Here is a 16761-nt window from a genome sequence, read left to right as displayed (position 1 = left end):
ACATGAAGATTTTCAATCTACAAATGACAACATACCCTCCTATCAATTTTTTATCTTTCTTGACATTTTATTTACACAAAAAAACAAAATAATTCCTAATTTTTTTGTTTCTCAACATTTGTTAACATAATATTTTTATGAATAACCACCGTTCGAATGAATGACTTGCCCAGTAACCCACTTCGCCTCTTCACTTACTAAAAAAGCAATTAAACGTGCAGCATCCACCGGTTCTCCCACTCTACCTTGCGGGAATTTCCATACTAAATGATGCTGTAATTCCTCTGTAATCCATCCTGTATTCGTTGGTCCTGGATCAACAGCATTGACTGTAATCCCCTTCTCCATAGCAACTGGTGCAACTGACTTTGTAAATGCTTCTATTGCTCCCTTTGTTGCTGCGTATGCCAGTTCATCTGGCATTGGTCCTAATGACTGCCCAGAAGTAAGATTGATAATACTTCCACTCGTTTTAAGTGAAAAATGTTTCATAAATAATGAACTTAATAACATAGGAGCACGAACATTGACCGTATAATGTTTATCTAACTGTTCTACATCTAACTCTTCAATTTTCGTATGAGTAGAATACGCCGCATTATTAATAAGAATAGATGGCTCACCTAACCGTTCTGATACCATATACAATACACGATTAGGCGAATAAGACTGCGATAAGTTGATTTCTGCCATTTCACATCGAACGCCGTAACTTTCAATTTCCTTTTTCAACAAAAAGGGTTCTTGATCATTCATTCCCCGCCGCATTGCTTTATCATACCGAGGCCAGTACGTGAAAAAGACATCTATCCCCTTTTGAGCAAGCACCTTGCATACAGCTGCACCAATTCCATTCAGACGAGTTGCCCCTGTTACAATTGCTATTTTCCTCACCTTTTCTCCTCCATCTATAGATATATCCTCTGCACGAATACAGAGGATATATCTTCTTATTGAATATTTGACAATATACGCTCTGCACCTAATTTTAAAATTCTAATTAAAATTAAGTTGGCAATGGTAAACAGTATAAATAAAATAATAAACATAACCCACAGTCCTACCTGAAGAACAAAGTATAATACACTTACTCCCGCTACAATAATTAAAGCTATTAAAATATTAGCTAAAAAATTCCACAAAGTTGTGTATCGACTCTTAAATAATTTTTGTTCTGTATCCCAATGTATATCGGCAGTTTGTGCATCCCAGCGCGTACCGATTAAATTAATTAACAATAACCCGTTCGCACTTAGCAAGAACCAAAGTATCATAAAGACTGGGGAAACTTTTGCTACAACTGCCATCGTAATACCGAATACTGCTAAAATGACCACATTAATTAACCAAGCAGTTATTGCTTTCGCAAAAAAGATATCCGAAGCCTTTACTGGTAAATAACGATTCACAAACCATGAACTTCCATCTCGAGAAAATGAAGTTGTCGCAATAACGTTACTCCCCATTAAAAATAAGGATGCACAAAGGCCAACACCAATTGCGAAACCAGCTGATTCTGGATTATCAATATATTCCGTAATCCATTTTAAATTTCCATCTTGTACAAATAAAACAAAGAACAGCATAATTGGCATAACGAAAGTTTGCACAATACAATTTAAGAAAAATTGTGGCGTGCGGAATAACGTTTTAAATTCTTTTTTCACATACGCTTTTAAATGTGAACTTTGTACCGTTGATTTCTGTAAACCTTCTGCTGAAATTACCTCTTTCTTTGCTGTACTCGTTGAAAGACCAATAACCCCTTTTAAATATGTACGCTCTGCAATGTAGTAAAACAGCCCGAAAAATGCAATAGAAATAAGAATGTATATTAGTACGTATAATATTCCCTTCCACGATGCACTTTCTACTAATCCCATTGCACCAAAATATGTAGTCGGAAAATAATTTGTCATTTGTATGAAAAGAGAGGATTGATTATTTGCAAGATAATTCACAACTGAATCTCCAGCTCCAGATACTGCACTTTTATTTCTCCACTGCATAAATACATTGATTCCGACGATAAATAGTATACTTACGATTCCAATAAATATATTTCCTCGATCTTTATTTTTCGCTATATTCGTATATCTCATAATAATTGTCATAATTAACGAAGCTAGCACTAACGGAACGATCGGGAAGAATAAGTAAATGACAATCATATATAGGTAGTATGTAATAAACGCACCACTCTTTAAACCGTAAGTAATAAAGATAGGCCATAAAATAAACGAACTCATTACGTATTGTGTAATTAACACTGTAAAGAACTTTGCCGAAATAATTTGCGCTGGTTTTAACGGTAACGGTAGTAACATTTCAACATCATTACTATAGTAAAACACTGTTAAAATGTTCATAATACCCATCAAAAATACCCATATACTCGCAACCGCTAGTCCCATTGCGATAATAATTCCTGGCTCCTGACCAATATGTTTCATACCTTCATACATTCCATGCGTCATCGAACCAAATATTAAAAAGCCTACAAATAAAATCGCTGCAAAGGAAAATAAATATGCCCACCGTTTCTTTTTATCAGTTATAAAATCCGCATAATTTAATTTCAATAATACTTTCGTTAACGTCCATATTTTACTCATTACCTGTCATCTCCAAGAACATTTTTTCAAGTGATTCATTGGATTTAAAATGATCTCTCATTTCATTTAAATTTCCTTTAAACTGCAAATTACCCTTATTAATAATAGCGACGCGGTCACATATTTTTTCCGCCACTTCTAATACGTGTGTAGAGAAAAATACAATCTTCCCTTTATCTGCATGTTCTCTCATCATTTCTTTCAAAATATATGCAGATTTCGGATCAAGCCCTGTTAACGGTTCATCTAAAACCCATACATCCGGCTCATGTATAAGCACACCAATAATAACAATCTTTTGCCTCATACCGTGTGAATAACTTTGAATTTGATCAGATAAAGCATTATAAAGATCAAACTTCTTCGCTAAAGACTCTATTCGTTCTTGCCTTACTTCCTTCGGTACTTCATACATATCAGCCATAAAGTTTAAATATTCAATCCCTTTTAATCGTAAAAACATATCCGGGCTATCTGGAACATAGCCAAATGTTTTCTTCGCTTCCATCGGGTTTTTCATAATATCTTTACCATTGATTGTAATGGTCCCTTTATCCACCCCATGAATACCAGTAATCATCTTAATTGTCGTTGATTTACCTGCACCATTCGGTCCTAAAAACCCGAATATTTCTCCGCTAGGTACAGATAAACTTAAATCTTTTACTGCGTAGTTAGATCCATTATAACTTTTTGACACATTCATAATTTCAATCATTACATCCAATCCTTCCCTTAATTACCAATTAACTATATTAATATTATAGCATACTTATATTTTTAGATTTTTACATTTTTCAGTTTTTTCAACCTTTAAAATAAATATAAACTCCTAATCCAACGATTAAAACAACGGCTAGTATAATATAAATCATCGTAAGTCGTTTAATATTTCCTTTTGTCGCTTTACTATAATTCGCATCACCATTTCGCCCAATTAACACCGTTCCAATTACAGTAATCACTACAAGTAATATAACGATCATTATCCCAGTTAACATTTCTTCCTCCCCCTCCTTACAAACATTTTACGATATTTCCCTTTTCATTTTACAGAATATTTAACCTTTTTTACTATTATTATGAAATAAATCGTAAAACTATTATTACCACTAATTTCTATATGTGATATATTTATAACATATAGTGATTTATTTCTAACATCGAAAGGAGAATCTATCGTGAAAACAACTTGGATTAAATATTTAGGATTTCTCGGCTTCTTTGGGTTTCTCGGATTTTTTTACGAAAAAGGACTGTTTACTATGTTCTGTTTCTTCTCCTTTTTCACGACGTATAGAAAAGTTCGTCACGATGAGCTTTTTGAACAAATCGTCAATAAATCGTGCCGCAATGCTTTTATCGTTACGTTATTAACAACCGCTATCATTATGTTTATTGAAATGTTATTTCCAAACCCTACACTACAAGAAATTGATATCGCTCTTATTTTCGGCACACTTATTCTTACGTTCGGATTCTCTATCTTCTTTTACGATAAACCTGTTGATGAAATGGAAGATGCACCATGGCGTTCGTAACGAAGATAAAAGAATACCGCGCCAAAGTGCATATGACGCAGGAAGATTTAGCGAAAAAGGTTGGGGTGCGCCGTGAAACGATTAGCCATCTTGAAAAAGGAAAATATAATCCTTCCTTACAGCTTGCTCACGATATTGCGAAGGCACTTCATAGTACGATTGATGAGGTTTTTATTTTTGAGGATTAATAAAGGGCACAAAATCATCAGAATCACATAAAAAATACCGGCATTCTTCCCATAAAGAATACCGGTACTTCTCATTTATCTCTCTATTTACGGGCAGTAAGACTCCCACTGATTAAAGTTTCACTTTATCACCCATACAAAACCGCATGAAATACACCTAACAGTAAGTATTGATCCTCTATATAATCCTCATCATATACATTCATCTCGATGTAGTACATATCTTCCTCAAGACGAATATTCCAATCTGCTATTACATAGCCCTTTCGTAATACCTTTCCAATCCCAAGTGAATTTTTGTGAACAACATATTCTTCTGTCTTATATATAAAGGTAAATAAGAAATTTGCATCCAATAACTTTCCGTCACATACAATTATTTCATGCTCTGCACCATTATTATCGATGTACGTTACTAAAATCTTTCTTTGGCGCCGCCTACTTGCATCCTTTGCAATGACGCGAATATTGTCCTTACTATCCTTTATTTCATAATTGATATTACTACCAACTTTCGGAATAAAGTCTAGCACTTTCATCAACGTATTTTTATAATAGCCCCGTACTACGCCTACTTGTTTGCTTCCATTGTAAACCTCTATCGGCGTCGTATCTTCTTTACTATCACACAGTCGTTTGTAAGAAAGCTGCATCATTCGCTCTCCTCTTAAGTACTGATCAAACGTCACAGGATATTCTATCGCGCGCAGTTCCTTATTTAGCTCATATAAATAGCGTTGAACGCTCTCTACTAATGTTGCAGTAGATATACGCTCCTGAAGTTCAAATTCTTGCCAACCGGAAGAAATCCTCCACTGATTGTCCTCTTCATAGAAAAAACAAAGAATTACCTCATCATCTTCAACCGTTTCATAATTCATATGTATGTTCTGCCCGTGTTGAACTTGTTCCATCCACTGTCCTAAATAAATGCCCAGCTCTGCGACCTTCATGCATGACTTTTGAAAAAGTACTCTGTCACCCACACAAATCGTTAAATCCCCTTCGATAAAGCCATTTGTATAAGCAACATACCGTGGCTCATCCTTCTGTGGAATAGCCTTGTCTAACTCAAATAAAAACGTTAACATTCTTTACTCACCTCTAGTTGTTACCCAGTTCATCCCTATAAATTGACCGCAACTCAAATTATATCAACGATTTTTCCAATATATCTACCGTAACTCAAAATATATCAACGATTTTTTCGATATATCGACGATTCGACAAAGAATATCGACTTATCGACAAATATCAACACGATTAAAATGAGGCTACCTTTTCTTCCGCCACTTCCGCAATTTCTAAAATTTGTAGCAGGCTCTCCACTTCATAAGTTGGCTTAACACCTGTCTTATTTTCTTTCAAACTCGGATTATACCAACACGTATCAATGCCGTAATCTTCTCCGCCTTTCATATCAGAAGTTAGCGAATCTCCAACCATTAGTACACTTGATTTATCAGTAATCCCAAGCTTTTCAAATGCATAATCAAAAATCTCACGTGCTGGTTTTTGATGGCCTACCTCTTCAGAAATAATGATATGATCAAAGAAATTACATAAAGGCGAATTCCCAATTCTCGATTGTTGTACCTTAGTGTATCCATTCGTAATTATACCTAACTTGCAATCTTGAAGGTTCTCACATAATTGCACTGCACCTTCTATAAGATGTACTTCTTTCCCTACGTTTTCAAGGTATACGTCACTAAATTGCTGCGCATCTACTTCTATATTATGAAGTGCAAATAATTGTCTAAATCGATCTACCGCTAATTCACTTAGCGTAATCATTTTATTTTCTAAATCTCTCCATAATCCATTACTAATCTCTTTATAACTTGCAAGATAATCATTATACCCTGTAGGCATGCCAAATTGTACAAACGCGTTATGTAATGCGTTTCTTTCTGTTTCAGGGAAATCTAATAATGTATCGTCTACGTCAAATAGTATTACTTTGTATCTCATGTTGTTCTCCTCAATTCCTATATTCTCATAGCTTAATTATAGCAACAATAAGAAAAGGAGGCTAATCCAAACCAGCCTCCCTTCTCATTATTTACCTTCTAGCAATAATTCTTTCATTTCCTCTAACGATTCTTTCGTAAATCCAAGAGCTTTTTCAGCGTATGCTTCAACTGATCCATACTGCTTTTTAATTTCATCAATCGCAGCTTGTAAATACTCAGCACGAGCTTCAAACATCGCACCTAATATTGCTCTACTTTCATCGTTTTGTAATTTTGCACCTAAAAATGCCATCATTTTTTCGTTTAACTTCTCACGGAAACCGTTACTTAATAAATAGTCTTGCATTACCGTTTCTTCTGATACACCTAATAGAAGTAATAATAATGCGGAACCAAATCCAGTACGGTCTTTTCCAGCTGTACAGTGGTTTACTAACGGTAAGTTTTCCGGGTTTTGCGCCAGTTTTAAGAAGCTCACGAATGCTTCATTACCACTTATGAAATCTTGATTCATTTTCACAAGATATTCACCAGGTTTGCCTAATACTGATAAATCACCAACTTGGAAAAACTCATTTATATTTAAATCTTTCGCTAAGTCTTGCATAACTGGTAAGCATACTTGGCGAGCACCTGTAATGCCTGGATTCGGCTTATGCTTTACTTCAAAATCTGTACGGTAATCACAAATTAACTTTAAGCCCGACTTCTGTAAATACTCGATATCCCATTCTGTTAATCCTGCTAATTCTTCAGAACGATACAATTTACCCCATTTTACTTTACGTCCTTCAGTCGTTTCATATCCTCCCATATCACGGAAGTTAAACGCACCTTGTAATGGTAATCTGCGCTCCGCGACTGTAACTGCTTGTCCATTACTTCCTACTAACCTAAAATAGGGACGCTCATTTTCACTCGGATTTGCAATTGTAGTAAATGACTCTCCATTTACCGTCACAAGTAATTCACCATTTTCTTCAATATGATCTGGTGAAGTACTCCAATAAATTTTAACTTCTTCTATATTATTTTCCCACTCTATATGTAACGTGTTATCTTCATTTCGTTCTACAGTTGCTTGTAACCAATTTATTTGTTGCTTCATACTTTCACCAACACTTTCTTCGTATAGTCTAATCCTTCTCTATTGTATTATAGGAAAGCTTACTTTGTCGTTCCGATTTTTCTTTTTATCTTACAAACATGCAAAAAGTTCTTTTACTTGTTCATAAGTTATACATGGGTTCCCGCTAAATGAGTTCGCGAGAGTACGTCATTCATCCTTCTAAACTCTTTTCGCATATCGCTCACTACAACTCAGCTGCTGACATCCATTCTTTTCAAAAACATCATTCATCCACTCATCTTGTGCATTTGCCTCACCGATATAATAAGATGCGCCTATTTCCTTTAAGACAAACATCGCCCCTGTAAATAATGCTGCTTCATACTCTTTATTTCGCATATTTGGCACAAGCGCGAAACACACAAGTCTTCCTTCTTCTAACGTTCCTTTCTCAATATGCGGGATTACAATTCCTATCGGCTCTTCATTTGCAACAGCTGTTAAACAATGTTCTTTCCATTGCCCACCAATTTCTTGTAGCATCATATTTACAAATTGATCGTAAACTATTTCTTCTTCCATCAGCTCATTCCAAAGAGAATAAAAAGCATTTTCTCCAACCTCTTCAATAAGCTTAAAATCAATATCACTTTCTATATCGTCCACTTCATATATATCTTTAAATACTATTATGTTTTCAGCAATATGTTCAAATGAATACTTTCCAAAGCATTTCTTATATACATCATAATTGGGACTTTTCGAAGAAACTTCAAATTGTAGATTTTCTAATCTACCTTTTTTCGCCTCAGTAACAAAATATTGCATCATTTCTTCAATTTGCTCTTCTGTAAAAACCTCTGCATTATTTTCTTTTATCATTATAGAAGAAGCACTTCTTCTTATTTTAAAATGTTTTTCTAATTGTTTTATAATCGTCATACTCTTCCCTCATCTATGTAATACTTGAATTTTAGTTTGGTCTCCTTGCATGAGCAGGATTGTCCTTGAATATATAGAATACAAGAAAAGATCGCATCTTTAAAGTACGGAGGAGGTTCTCCATTGGATATTACAGCGCTGCAAAAACAGTTAGAGCTTATACAACAAAATGATTATTCGCAAATGCAACATATAGATATAAATGAGTTAACAACAAATATGCTTCAGCACATTGGAACTACTGACAGTTACATTCGCTATCAGCTGATTTATAATTGTTTTTCTCACTTTATTCAATATGAGCTTCTACTCGATGATCAACTTAAATTACTTTTACATACTTGTTTAAGCGATGAATACTTATATTTTGATATTCATTCCCCATATACAGATGGGGTTTTCACACGCTCTTATACTGTTTCATTAATTGCTTTAATCCTCCAATTTTCCAACTCCCACTACTTTCTAACTGAGGAGGATGTTACAGAAATAAAACAAAAGCTCATAACATATACAAATTTAGAGACTGATTTCCGCGGATATATTGAAGATCAAGGCTGGGCTCATTGTATTGCACACGTTTCTGATGCATTTAATGAAATTATCCAAAATTCCTATATTACATTTGAATGCTATGAAGAAATGATACATTGTTTATTAAATAAAATCTTCACTCCAGCAGATATTTATCATAATAATGAAGATGAAAGAGTTGTCACTCCGTTAGTATCGATGGTATATCATGACTTTGCACAAGAAGATTTGATTTCTATTATTCATAAGAAAGTACAGAGACTTCCTCAAATTAGAAAACGCCTTTCTCTCAATGAATATTGCATTTTATGCGCCAACATTAAAACATTTTTACGTACATTATTCTTTAGAACAAAAAATGATCACAACTTAGCTTTCACCGCACATAAGACGGAAAAAATGTTAAAGGAACTGCCTAATTATTATTAAATATAAGGAGAAAAAATATGGGTTATATTGAAGATATGAGACAACGAGTAGGAAATCATCCACTCATTTTAATAGGATCACACGCAATTATATTAAATGAAAATAATGAAATATTACTGCAGCTCCGTACAGATTTTAACCGCTGGGGGATTATTGGGGGTGCATTAGAATATAACGAAACACTGGAAGACGCTGTGAAACGCGAAGTATTTGAAGAAACTGGCCTTACCGTAAAAAATGTAGAACTGTTCCGCACATACTCTGGACCAGATTTCTATCAAATCTATCCAAACGGCGATCAAGTACATGGTGTACTTGTTATTTATATTTGCCGTGAGTTTCAAGGTGGGCTTGTATGCGACCAAACTGAATCGAAAGAACTACGCTTCTTTCCGCTTGATGAGTTACCTAGCAATCTTCCTCCTGTTATTGAGAGAATTATTGCAGATTTCCAACAAAAACAAGGGAACGCTTAACGTTCCCTTTCAAATCCAATCCGTTTTTTTATTTCCGCTAAATTTACCTTCGCAATAGCTCGTGCCTTCTCAGCACCTTTTTCTAGCGCCTCATATAGTAAATGCGGCTCATTCATATACTTAACGTATTTTTCGCGAGAATCTGCTAACTCACGATCTACAATGCGAAACAACTCTTTTTTCACATCCCCCCAACCAATCCCGGTCTCATACTTTTCACGCATCGACTGAATTTCATCTTCTGCCGCAAACTCTTTATAAATCATAAATAACGTTTCAAGTTCTTTTGGTTCATTCGGAAGTGACGAATCGGTTTTTATTTTAAATATTAACTTTCGGAGTTTTTCTTTCTCTGCAAATAACGGGATAACATTCCCGTAACTTTTGCTCATCTTTCTTCCATCAAGACCAGGTAAAATCGCTCCTTCTTCTTGTATCACATACTCCGGAAGTGTAAATGTCATGCCAAATGTATGATTAAAGTACGTCGCAATATCACGCGCAATTTCAATATGCTGAATTTGGTCTTTTCCGACAGGTACATGAGTAGCTTGAAATAATAAAATATCAGCTGCCATTAAAATCGGATACGTATATAATCCCATATTAACTCCAGCATCTATCTCTAATCCCGCTTCTTTATTTTGCTCTACCTTCGCCTTATATGCATGAGCACGGTTCATAAGACCTTTCGGAGTTAGGCAAGATAATATCCACGTTAATTCTAAAATCTCCGGTATTTCTGTTTGTCGATAAAAAATAACGTCTTCGCTAAGTCCAAGTGATAACCAAGTAGCTGCTACCTCTTTCGTATAACTACTGAACTTCGCCGGATCATGCACAGCATTTAACGCATGATAGTCAGCTATGAAATATAACGCTTTTCCTTCTTTGTTTTTTGACATTTGTAATGCAGGTTTAATCGCACCAATATAATTGCCTAAATGCGGGTAACCTGTTGGTTTAATTCCTGTTAACATAATTTTCTCGCTCACTCTAACTCCTCCTTTCTCAAAATAAAAAGAGCCCCTCATCCTTAAAAAAGGACGAGAGACTCCCGCGGTACCACCTTAATTAGCTATATTATAGCTCACTTCAAGCTTCTATAACGTGAAGTAACCGTCTTCGCCTACTCATTTCAGCTAGAAGCTCCAGAGCCCATTCCATATTCATCCCTTACTGATTCCCACCAAATATCAGCTCTCTGAAAAGTTTTGAATATGTACTCTTCTCTTTCATTGCTTTTTAGTTATTTTTTACAGTTTATCACATTTGACCTTAATATAAACCTGAATTTTCTGATTTTATAACAATAATTTTCATTCTTGGATCCTTTAACCATAATTAACTCCTTGTTTTTAACATTCCGTGGAGGCTTAGGAATTTTAGCAATAATCATTACCAATTTATCCCTTATAATATATAATCAATATATAGAGAATTTATTTACAATACAAAAACGGGGTGAAGTTATGGGTTGGTTTACTAAAAAAATTGGTAAGTTTAAGAGCAGTATTCAGACTGACTATGATACTTTAGGGGTTATTATACATTTCACACCTATTGCTATATATTTATACACCTGCGATGAGTATATAGAAACATTTGACGGTGCGCTCACTTTTGAGACTGAAAACGGAAATCAAGTAGAAATCGGGGGTACTTTCATTTCTCTTGAAGTTGATGCAAATTTTCGCATGGACGATATAATATTTGATTACAAACTAAAGGAAAGCAATCTACCTATTGTTGAATTAAAAGCCTACGTATGATGTTTATTGATGGATCAGTCATGGCACAGCTCGGTACTCCTAATATAAAAATCAATTATTAATAAAAAAGAGCTAAAACAGATAAAACTGTTTTAGCTCTTTTTTACGTATTCAACTTAACAAATCTATAACTATGCGTAACTAACACTTTTAATATCGCATATCCTGGAATTGCTAAAATAATCCCCATAATTCCAAATAAATTTCCCGCAGTTAAAATGATAAATATAATAGTAATCGGGTGAATATCTAACTTTTTCCCCATGACTTGCGGAGAAATAAATTTACCTTCTGCTAATTGTACAATCATCATAACGATAATTACTTTTAACACCATTGATGGCGAGTCGATAAATGCGATAATTAAAGCTGGTGTAATTGCAATGATTGGTCCTACGTACGGAACGATATTTACAATCATCGCTAAAATAGCAAGTAGTACCGCATATTTAATACCAATAATAAGATAACCGATTAATAGCATAATACCGATAAATAAACTAACAATAATTTGTCCTCTAATATACGAACTAATCGCATAATGCATATCATCTAGTATTCTCTTCGCAGCTGGTTGTCTTTGCTCAGATATAAACTTTAAAAAATGATTTGGTAATTGCTCACCATCTTTTAAAAGATAGAACAATATAAATGGAACCATTACAAATGTTAAAACAACTTCAGTAAGTGTACTTAAAAATCCAGTTACATTTCCTGTTACTGATGATAATGATTTTGTAAAGTTCATTGTAGAATCTTTTACGATATTAGCAACATCAATATTTAAACTTTCCTGCATTCTACCAATTACATTACTTTCTCCAAATTTACGTGCTGCCCTTTCGATTTCATGCCCGAAATATGGCAAGTTATCTATTAAAGCATTTACTTGATCTTTAATAATTGGAATAACCGTGACCGCAAGAAAAACAAATAATCCAAGAACAATTATATATATCGAGGCAATTGACACAATTCTCGACACACCTTTTCTTTCTAAAAGAGAAACGAATGGATGCAATATATAAAATAGTACTCCCGCTAATAATACTGGGAAAAAGATTGTTTTTAAAAATACGACGAACGGTGTAAAGACGAATGATATTTTTGTAAGTAATAATATATTTACAAACAGCAACGCGAATCCAAGTAGTACAGCTAAATAATTTTGTTCTTTAAAAAACTTTTTCAACTTATCTCTTTTTCTTATATTTACTTTCTCCAAGTGTACCACCTCTCTAATTAGGAAAAGCCCTAAAAGGGCTTTATAAAACAATCAGTAATAGCCTTTATTTTCTTGCAACTTTTACTACAAATGATACAATAAGAATTAACACAATTGCACCTAATAATGCTGGCACGACATGAATCCCACCAAATGATGGCCCAAAAGATCCAAATAATCTACTACCTAACCAAGCTCCTAGTAAACCAGCAATTATATTTCCAAACATACCAGCTGGAAAATTTTTACCCGTTATAGAACTAGCAATTATACCTATAATAGCACCAACTATTAATGTAATAATCCATCCCATTTTTAGTCCCTCATTCCTATTATAGTTTGTATTATCAAATACAAGAGTAGCTAAACTCTTATATAAGATTACGTATTTATCTACGCTAACCATATCCTACTATAGAAATATACCTACGAACATTTTATGTATGGAGATACATATATTATATGCAAAAAAGAAAAAAATTGTCAAACTTACCCACAAATCAATTATATTAATATATCATATTTAAAGGAGGCGTTATTATCTATGATTCATAAATTACTTCCCACTTCTTATGAAGTAGCAACATCCATTTTAAATGTTCAAATTCCAGCTTATAAAATTGAAGCAGACTTTTTAAACAGTACTGCAATACCTCGTTTATATGATACTGTAAACGATATTCAAAATTGTGATGAAACATTCTATGGATATTTCTCTGAAAATAAACTCGTCGGCTTTATTTCTTTTATACAAGAAGAAGAACTAATCGATATCCACAGATTAGTTGTATCGCCCGATTTTTTTCAAAAAGGAATCGCAACGAAACTGCTACTTTATATATTTAACATGTTCTCGTCTTCAATGACATACATTGTACAAACAGGTAAAGCCAATACTCCAGCTCTCGCATTATATAAAAAACACAGCTTCATTGAAGTAACAGATACAACACTACCTGATGGCATGATTCTTACGCAACTCAAAAGACAGAAAACACAAAATAGTTTGACTTAATTATTTATTTATGTTATTTTTTACTTTATACAACCTTTTGCTGAGTCCAAATTTTGGAGCGGGGGAACCATTTTTGTAGCTATGCTACTTGGGGCGAATCTTTTTTAAGTAGGGAAACTCTCACTTCCCGAGTCCGACAGCTAACCTCGTAAGCGTAATGGGAGAGGAAGGTGCTTTTTGCCTATGTTACACACTTTGCCTCCTTAGTTATAAATATGGAATCGATATCAATCAGAAAACTATATTTATAGAAAAGGAGACTGGTACAATGTTACGTTTATCAGATCACGCAATAAAAATGATGGAGCAAAGACTTCGACTCGAACAACACCGCACATATCAAGCAAATAAAGTTGTAGATAACTTACATCACAAATACTTCTTTCAGCATATTTTTCAACCGAAAAGATAAAGAAAATGTTTATTTAATATTAAAAAACACAAGGTGTGTCTGTAAAGACATTCCTTGTGTTTTTTATATTCCCTATACTTTTTATAATATCCTCACCACATTTAAACTTGCCGTAATTGTTCCTGCAATAGTGGTCACATGCCCAACACCTAATGGACCATTTTGTAATATTAACGTTGAATTTGCACTCGCTACATTCACAAGAAGTGTATTTGAAATAGCTGGTTCGATTACTACAGTTGATGTCGTTACGTTTTGTATAAAACTCCCTGTTATTTGTGTTCCATTTAATAGTAACCTAACAGATACAGTCTCATTCCCACCATTCGCGTCCCCTTGGAAATAGTAGCTTACTAAATATATTCCTGGTGTGGATACCGTGACAGTTGTAGCACTAGTTAAAGATACACCAGTTCCATATACAGTGGATCCTGAATTAATTGGAATGTTGGCATTTGCTGCAATTGTACTTGTTGATGTAGAAAAGAAATACCCACCACCTGTTGATATAGCAGATGATCCAGTTGCTCCGGTTGAGCCGGTTAGGCCAGTCGCACCTGTTGGACCCGTTACTCCGGTTGAACCGGTTGCACCGGTTACTCCTCTTATTCCTTGTATCCCTGTCGGTCCAGTCGCACCTGTTGAGCCAGTCGATCCGGTCACTCCTTGTGGACCTTGCACTCCTTGAATTCCTTGAGAACCTGTTGCTCCGGTTGCTCCCGTGGCACCTTGTGGACCTTGAATTCCTTGTGGACCTTGTGGACCTGTTACTCCCGTCGATCCAGTTGCTCCTGCCTGCCCCGTTATCCCTTGTGGACCTTGGATTCCTTGTGGACCTTGTGGACCCGTTACTCCCGTCGGTCCAGTTGCTCCGGTTGGACCGGTTGGGCCAGTTGAACCGGTTATTCCTTGTATCCCTTGGGGACCAGTCAATCCAGTTGGACCAATTGGACCTTGAATTCCTTGTAGACCTTGTATTCCCTGTGGACCGGTTGGACCTTGAATACCCTGTGTTCCCTGGATTCCTTGAGGGCCGGTTGCACCGGTTGGACCCGTTGGACCCTCTAGACCTTGCACTCCTTGAATTCCAGTCGCACCTGTTGGACCTATACCTCCTTGTGGCCCCTGGATTCCTTGTATTCCTTGAGGACCGGTTGGACCCGTTATACCACTTGGCCCTTGTACTCCTTGCACTCCTTGAGGACCAGTTGGACCAATCTGACCTTGCATTCCTTGTAGACCCTGTAAACCTGTTGGACCGGTTGCTCCTCTTACTCCTTGCTCACCTTGTATTCCTTGTATTCCTTGAGGACCAGTTGGACCTATTTGCCCCTGTGCCCCTTGCACTCCTTGAGGACCAGTTGAGCCAGTTGCTCCTATCGGTCCTTGTACTCCTTGTAAACCCTGTAAACCCGTTGGACCGGTTACTCCCATTACTCCTTGTGGACCTTGAATCCCTTGGTCACCCGTTGGACCGGTTGCCCCCATTGGTCCCTGTACTCCTTGCAAACCTGTTAAACCTGTTACTCCGGTTGGGCCAATCACTCCTTGTACGCCTTGGATTCCAGTCGTCCCAGTTGCTCCTGTCACTCCGGTTGCCCCAGTTGCTCCCGTCGGACCAGTTGGACCTCCTGGAGATCCTGCTGGACCACTTGGGCCGGTTGGGCCTCCTGGCGGACCGGTTGGACCGGTTGCTCCTGTTGGACCAGTTGCAGATCCAGTTGGGCCGATTCCCCCAGTTGAGCCTGTTGAGCCTGTTGGACCTGGATCCCCTTGCAAGCCCGTTACTCCTGTTGGTCCTATTACACCTTGCACTCCTTGTATCCCCTGAGAACCTGTTGGACCAGTTAGACCCATCTCACCTTGTGGCCCTTGTAAACCTTGAACGCCAGTTGCTCCTGTTGGTCCCATTGGCCCTTGTTCCCCTTGAATTCCTTGAGAGCCTGTTGGACCTGTTGGACCAATCGGACCCTGAATGCCTTGTATACCTGTTACACCTTGTAAACCACTACTCCCTAAATCCCCTTGCATACCTTGTATACCAGTATTTCCTGTTGGACCAGTCGGACCTAATTCACCTTGCACTCCTTGTATACCTTGTATTCCTGTTGGACCCGTTGGACCAATTTCACCTTGCATACCTTGAATGCCTTGTATTCCTGTTAGACCTGTTTCTCCCATTGGACCAGGTATTCCTTGGATTCCTTGGATTCCGGTTGGACCGGCTGGCCCCCTTTCTCCTTGTATACCTTGAACACCTTGAATTCCCTGTGGACCTTGTTCCCCCATCAGTCCTTGACTCCCTTGAGAACCTCGTGGCCCAGTTAAACCTGTTGGGCCTATTGGACCGATTTCTCCCTGCACCCCTTGCACTCCTTGAATTCCTGTCGGACCCGTTGGACCAATTGGCCCTTGTACTCCTTGTATTCCTTGCGGTCCAGTCGGTCCACCTAAAGGACCAGTCGGACCGGTTGGTCCAGTTGGCCCCGTAATACCTGACGGCGGAAAAGGAATAGGTGCTTGAAACTTACTACACTTATCTTGATGTTTCACAAGCATCTCCTCCC

General features: G+C 36.6%; 19 protein-coding genes, 1 riboswitch and 1 other annotated feature. Of the genes, 7 read left to right on the top strand and 12 right to left on the bottom strand.

Features of this window, described 5'->3' with window-relative positions; translation table 11 throughout:
• Nucleotides 1–135: 135 nt before the first annotated feature.
• The 4 genes from MKX77_RS08245 to MKX77_RS08230 form a co-directional block, all read right to left on the bottom strand.
• Nucleotides 136–894, bottom strand: coding sequence for an SDR family oxidoreductase (locus tag MKX77_RS08245; RefSeq protein WP_215553633.1), 759 nt, complete (start codon nucleotides 892–894; stop codon nucleotides 136–138).
• 56 nt (nucleotides 895–950) lie between these two features.
• Nucleotides 951–2615 carry a putative ABC transporter permease subunit gene (locus MKX77_RS08240; protein WP_341306272.1) on the bottom strand — a complete coding sequence of 555 codons (1665 nt, stop codon included), beginning with the start codon at nucleotides 2613–2615 and terminating at the stop codon, nucleotides 951–953.
• Entirely contained in the window at nucleotides 2608–3333 is a 726-nt protein-coding gene (locus MKX77_RS08235) for an ABC transporter ATP-binding protein (protein ID WP_341306271.1), read from the bottom strand. The genes MKX77_RS08240 and MKX77_RS08235 overlap by 8 nt, the downstream gene beginning before the upstream one ends.
• Nucleotides 3334–3421: 88 nt before the next feature.
• Nucleotides 3422–3616: a hypothetical protein gene (locus MKX77_RS08230; RefSeq protein WP_002142517.1), complete on the bottom strand. Its 195-nt coding sequence runs from the start codon at nucleotides 3614–3616 to the stop codon at nucleotides 3422–3424.
• A gap of 180 nt (nucleotides 3617–3796) precedes the next feature.
• On the opposite strand from MKX77_RS08230, the gene MKX77_RS08225 reads away from it, so the two are divergent.
• The gene (locus tag MKX77_RS08225) at nucleotides 3797–4156 is read left to right on the top strand and encodes a DUF3796 domain-containing protein (protein ID WP_215553636.1); all 360 of its coding nucleotides are present in this window, start codon (nucleotides 3797–3799) and stop codon (nucleotides 4154–4156) included.
• The gene (locus MKX77_RS08220; RefSeq protein WP_215553637.1) at nucleotides 4144–4344 is read left to right on the top strand and encodes a helix-turn-helix transcriptional regulator; all 201 of its coding nucleotides are present in this window, start codon (nucleotides 4144–4146) and stop codon (nucleotides 4342–4344) included. Before MKX77_RS08225 ends, MKX77_RS08220 begins: the two co-directional genes overlap by 13 nt.
• A gap of 128 nt (nucleotides 4345–4472) precedes the next feature.
• Here MKX77_RS08220 and MKX77_RS08215 read toward each other — a convergent pair whose 3' ends face one another.
• From MKX77_RS08215 to MKX77_RS08200, 4 genes are all read right to left on the bottom strand, one after another.
• Nucleotides 4473–5435, bottom strand: a complete 963-nt coding sequence (locus MKX77_RS08215) for a tubby C-terminal domain-like protein (protein ID WP_215553638.1) — start codon at nucleotides 5433–5435, stop codon at nucleotides 4473–4475.
• Between the two features lie 172 nt (nucleotides 5436–5607).
• A complete protein-coding gene (locus tag MKX77_RS08210) occupies nucleotides 5608–6318 on the bottom strand; it encodes a YjjG family noncanonical pyrimidine nucleotidase (RefSeq protein WP_215553639.1) in 711 nt (236 codons plus the stop codon).
• 87 nt (nucleotides 6319–6405) lie between these two features.
• On the bottom strand, nucleotides 6406–7428 hold the full coding sequence (locus MKX77_RS08205) for a tyrosine-protein phosphatase (RefSeq protein ID WP_341306270.1): 1023 nt from the start codon (nucleotides 7426–7428) through the stop codon (nucleotides 6406–6408).
• Between the two features lie 180 nt (nucleotides 7429–7608).
• Nucleotides 7609–8331 carry a GNAT family N-acetyltransferase gene (locus tag MKX77_RS08200; RefSeq protein ID WP_341306269.1) on the bottom strand — a complete coding sequence of 241 codons (723 nt, stop codon included), beginning with the start codon at nucleotides 8329–8331 and terminating at the stop codon, nucleotides 7609–7611.
• A gap of 123 nt (nucleotides 8332–8454) precedes the next feature.
• Between MKX77_RS08200 and MKX77_RS08195 the strand changes: the two genes are divergently transcribed.
• Entirely contained in the window at nucleotides 8455–9294 is an 840-nt protein-coding gene (locus tag MKX77_RS08195; protein WP_341306268.1) for a DUF2785 domain-containing protein, read from the top strand.
• A 17-nt stretch (nucleotides 9295–9311) separates the two neighbouring features.
• A complete protein-coding gene (locus MKX77_RS08190; RefSeq protein WP_215553643.1) occupies nucleotides 9312–9770 on the top strand; it encodes an NUDIX hydrolase in 459 nt (152 codons plus the stop codon).
• On the opposite strand, the gene MKX77_RS08185 is transcribed toward MKX77_RS08190, so the two are convergent.
• Entirely contained in the window at nucleotides 9767–10804 is a 1038-nt protein-coding gene (locus tag MKX77_RS08185; RefSeq protein ID WP_341306267.1) for a tryptophan--tRNA ligase, read from the bottom strand. The genes MKX77_RS08190 and MKX77_RS08185 overlap by 4 nt on opposite strands.
• Nucleotides 10805–10809: 5 nt before the next feature.
• Nucleotides 10810–11018 (bottom strand) — a binding site (T-box leader).
• 224 nt (nucleotides 11019–11242) lie between these two features.
• Between MKX77_RS08185 and MKX77_RS08180 the strand changes: the two genes are divergently transcribed.
• Entirely contained in the window at nucleotides 11243–11542 is a 300-nt protein-coding gene (locus MKX77_RS08180) for a hypothetical protein (RefSeq protein ID WP_215553645.1), read from the top strand.
• A gap of 103 nt (nucleotides 11543–11645) precedes the next feature.
• On the opposite strand, the gene MKX77_RS08175 is transcribed toward MKX77_RS08180, so the two are convergent.
• Together MKX77_RS08175 and MKX77_RS08170 are read right to left on the bottom strand one after the other, a co-directional pair.
• Nucleotides 11646–12767, bottom strand: a complete 1122-nt coding sequence (locus tag MKX77_RS08175; protein ID WP_215553646.1) for an AI-2E family transporter — start codon at nucleotides 12765–12767, stop codon at nucleotides 11646–11648.
• Between the two features lie 64 nt (nucleotides 12768–12831).
• Nucleotides 12832–13080 (bottom strand): GlsB/YeaQ/YmgE family stress response membrane protein, encoded by a 249-nt coding sequence (locus MKX77_RS08170; RefSeq protein ID WP_002014007.1) that lies wholly within the window; start codon nucleotides 13078–13080, stop codon nucleotides 12832–12834.
• A 231-nt stretch (nucleotides 13081–13311) separates the two neighbouring features.
• Here MKX77_RS08170 and MKX77_RS08165 point away from each other — a divergent pair, with 231 nt between their 5' ends.
• Together MKX77_RS08165 and MKX77_RS08160 are read left to right on the top strand one after the other, a co-directional pair.
• Complete coding sequence (locus tag MKX77_RS08165) at nucleotides 13312–13782, top strand: GNAT family N-acetyltransferase (protein ID WP_016096671.1); 471 nt, start codon at nucleotides 13312–13314, stop codon at nucleotides 13780–13782.
• Between the two features lie 28 nt (nucleotides 13783–13810).
• Nucleotides 13811–13953: riboswitch (cyclic di-AMP (ydaO/yuaA leader) on the top strand.
• Nucleotides 13954–14050: 97 nt separating this feature from the next.
• A complete protein-coding gene (locus tag MKX77_RS08160; RefSeq protein ID WP_000945246.1) occupies nucleotides 14051–14194 on the top strand; it encodes a hypothetical protein in 144 nt (47 codons plus the stop codon).
• Between the two features lie 81 nt (nucleotides 14195–14275).
• Here MKX77_RS08160 and MKX77_RS08155 read toward each other — a convergent pair whose 3' ends face one another.
• Complete coding sequence (locus MKX77_RS08155) at nucleotides 14276–16753, bottom strand: BC_3345 family exosporium-associated protein (protein ID WP_341306266.1); 2478 nt, start codon at nucleotides 16751–16753, stop codon at nucleotides 14276–14278.
• Nucleotides 16754–16761 lie beyond the last annotated feature (8 nt).

It is taken from the genome of Bacillus sp. FSL R9-9410 (genome assembly GCF_038050385.1).
Taxonomy (GTDB): Bacteria; Bacillota; Bacilli; order Bacillales; family Bacillaceae_G; genus Bacillus_A; species Bacillus_A cereus_U.
The sequence above is the reverse complement of the archived record's forward strand: the minus strand, read 5'-3'. Positions and strand labels throughout refer to the sequence as shown.

Excerpts from the sequence above, each read along its gene's own strand:
- MKX77_RS08240 (WP_341306272.1), bottom strand. The coding sequence starts at position 2,615 with ATGAGTAAAATATGGACGTTAACGAAAGTATTATTGAAATTAAATTAT.
- MKX77_RS08235 (WP_341306271.1), bottom strand. The coding sequence starts at position 3,333 with ATGATTGAAATTATGAATGTGTCAAAAAGTTATAATGGATCTAACTAC.
- MKX77_RS08230 (WP_002142517.1), bottom strand. The coding sequence starts at position 3,616 with ATGTTAACTGGGATAATGATCGTTATATTACTTGTAGTGATTACTGTA.
- MKX77_RS08220 (WP_215553637.1), top strand. The coding sequence starts at position 4,144 with ATGGCGTTCGTAACGAAGATAAAAGAATACCGCGCCAAAGTGCATATG.
- MKX77_RS08215 (WP_215553638.1), bottom strand. The coding sequence starts at position 5,435 with ATGTTAACGTTTTTATTTGAGTTAGACAAGGCTATTCCACAGAAGGAT.
- MKX77_RS08210 (WP_215553639.1), bottom strand. The coding sequence starts at position 6,318 with ATGAGATACAAAGTAATACTATTTGACGTAGACGATACATTATTAGAT.
- MKX77_RS08205 (WP_341306270.1), bottom strand. The coding sequence starts at position 7,428 with ATGAAGCAACAAATAAATTGGTTACAAGCAACTGTAGAACGAAATGAA.
- MKX77_RS08200 (WP_341306269.1), bottom strand. The coding sequence starts at position 8,331 with ATGACGATTATAAAACAATTAGAAAAACATTTTAAAATAAGAAGAAGT.
- MKX77_RS08190 (WP_215553643.1), top strand. The coding sequence starts at position 9,312 with ATGGGTTATATTGAAGATATGAGACAACGAGTAGGAAATCATCCACTC.
- MKX77_RS08185 (WP_341306267.1), bottom strand. The coding sequence starts at position 10,804 with ATGAGGGGCTCTTTTTATTTTGAGAAAGGAGGAGTTAGAGTGAGCGAG.
- MKX77_RS08180 (WP_215553645.1), top strand. The coding sequence starts at position 11,243 with ATGGGTTGGTTTACTAAAAAAATTGGTAAGTTTAAGAGCAGTATTCAG.
- MKX77_RS08170 (WP_002014007.1), bottom strand. The coding sequence starts at position 13,080 with ATGGGATGGATTATTACATTAATAGTTGGTGCTATTATAGGTATAATT.
- MKX77_RS08165 (WP_016096671.1), top strand. The coding sequence starts at position 13,312 with ATGATTCATAAATTACTTCCCACTTCTTATGAAGTAGCAACATCCATT.
- MKX77_RS08160 (WP_000945246.1), top strand. The coding sequence starts at position 14,051 with ATGTTACGTTTATCAGATCACGCAATAAAAATGATGGAGCAAAGACTT.
- MKX77_RS08155 (WP_341306266.1), bottom strand. The coding sequence starts at position 16,753 with ATGCTTGTGAAACATCAAGATAAGTGTAGTAAGTTTCAAGCACCTATT.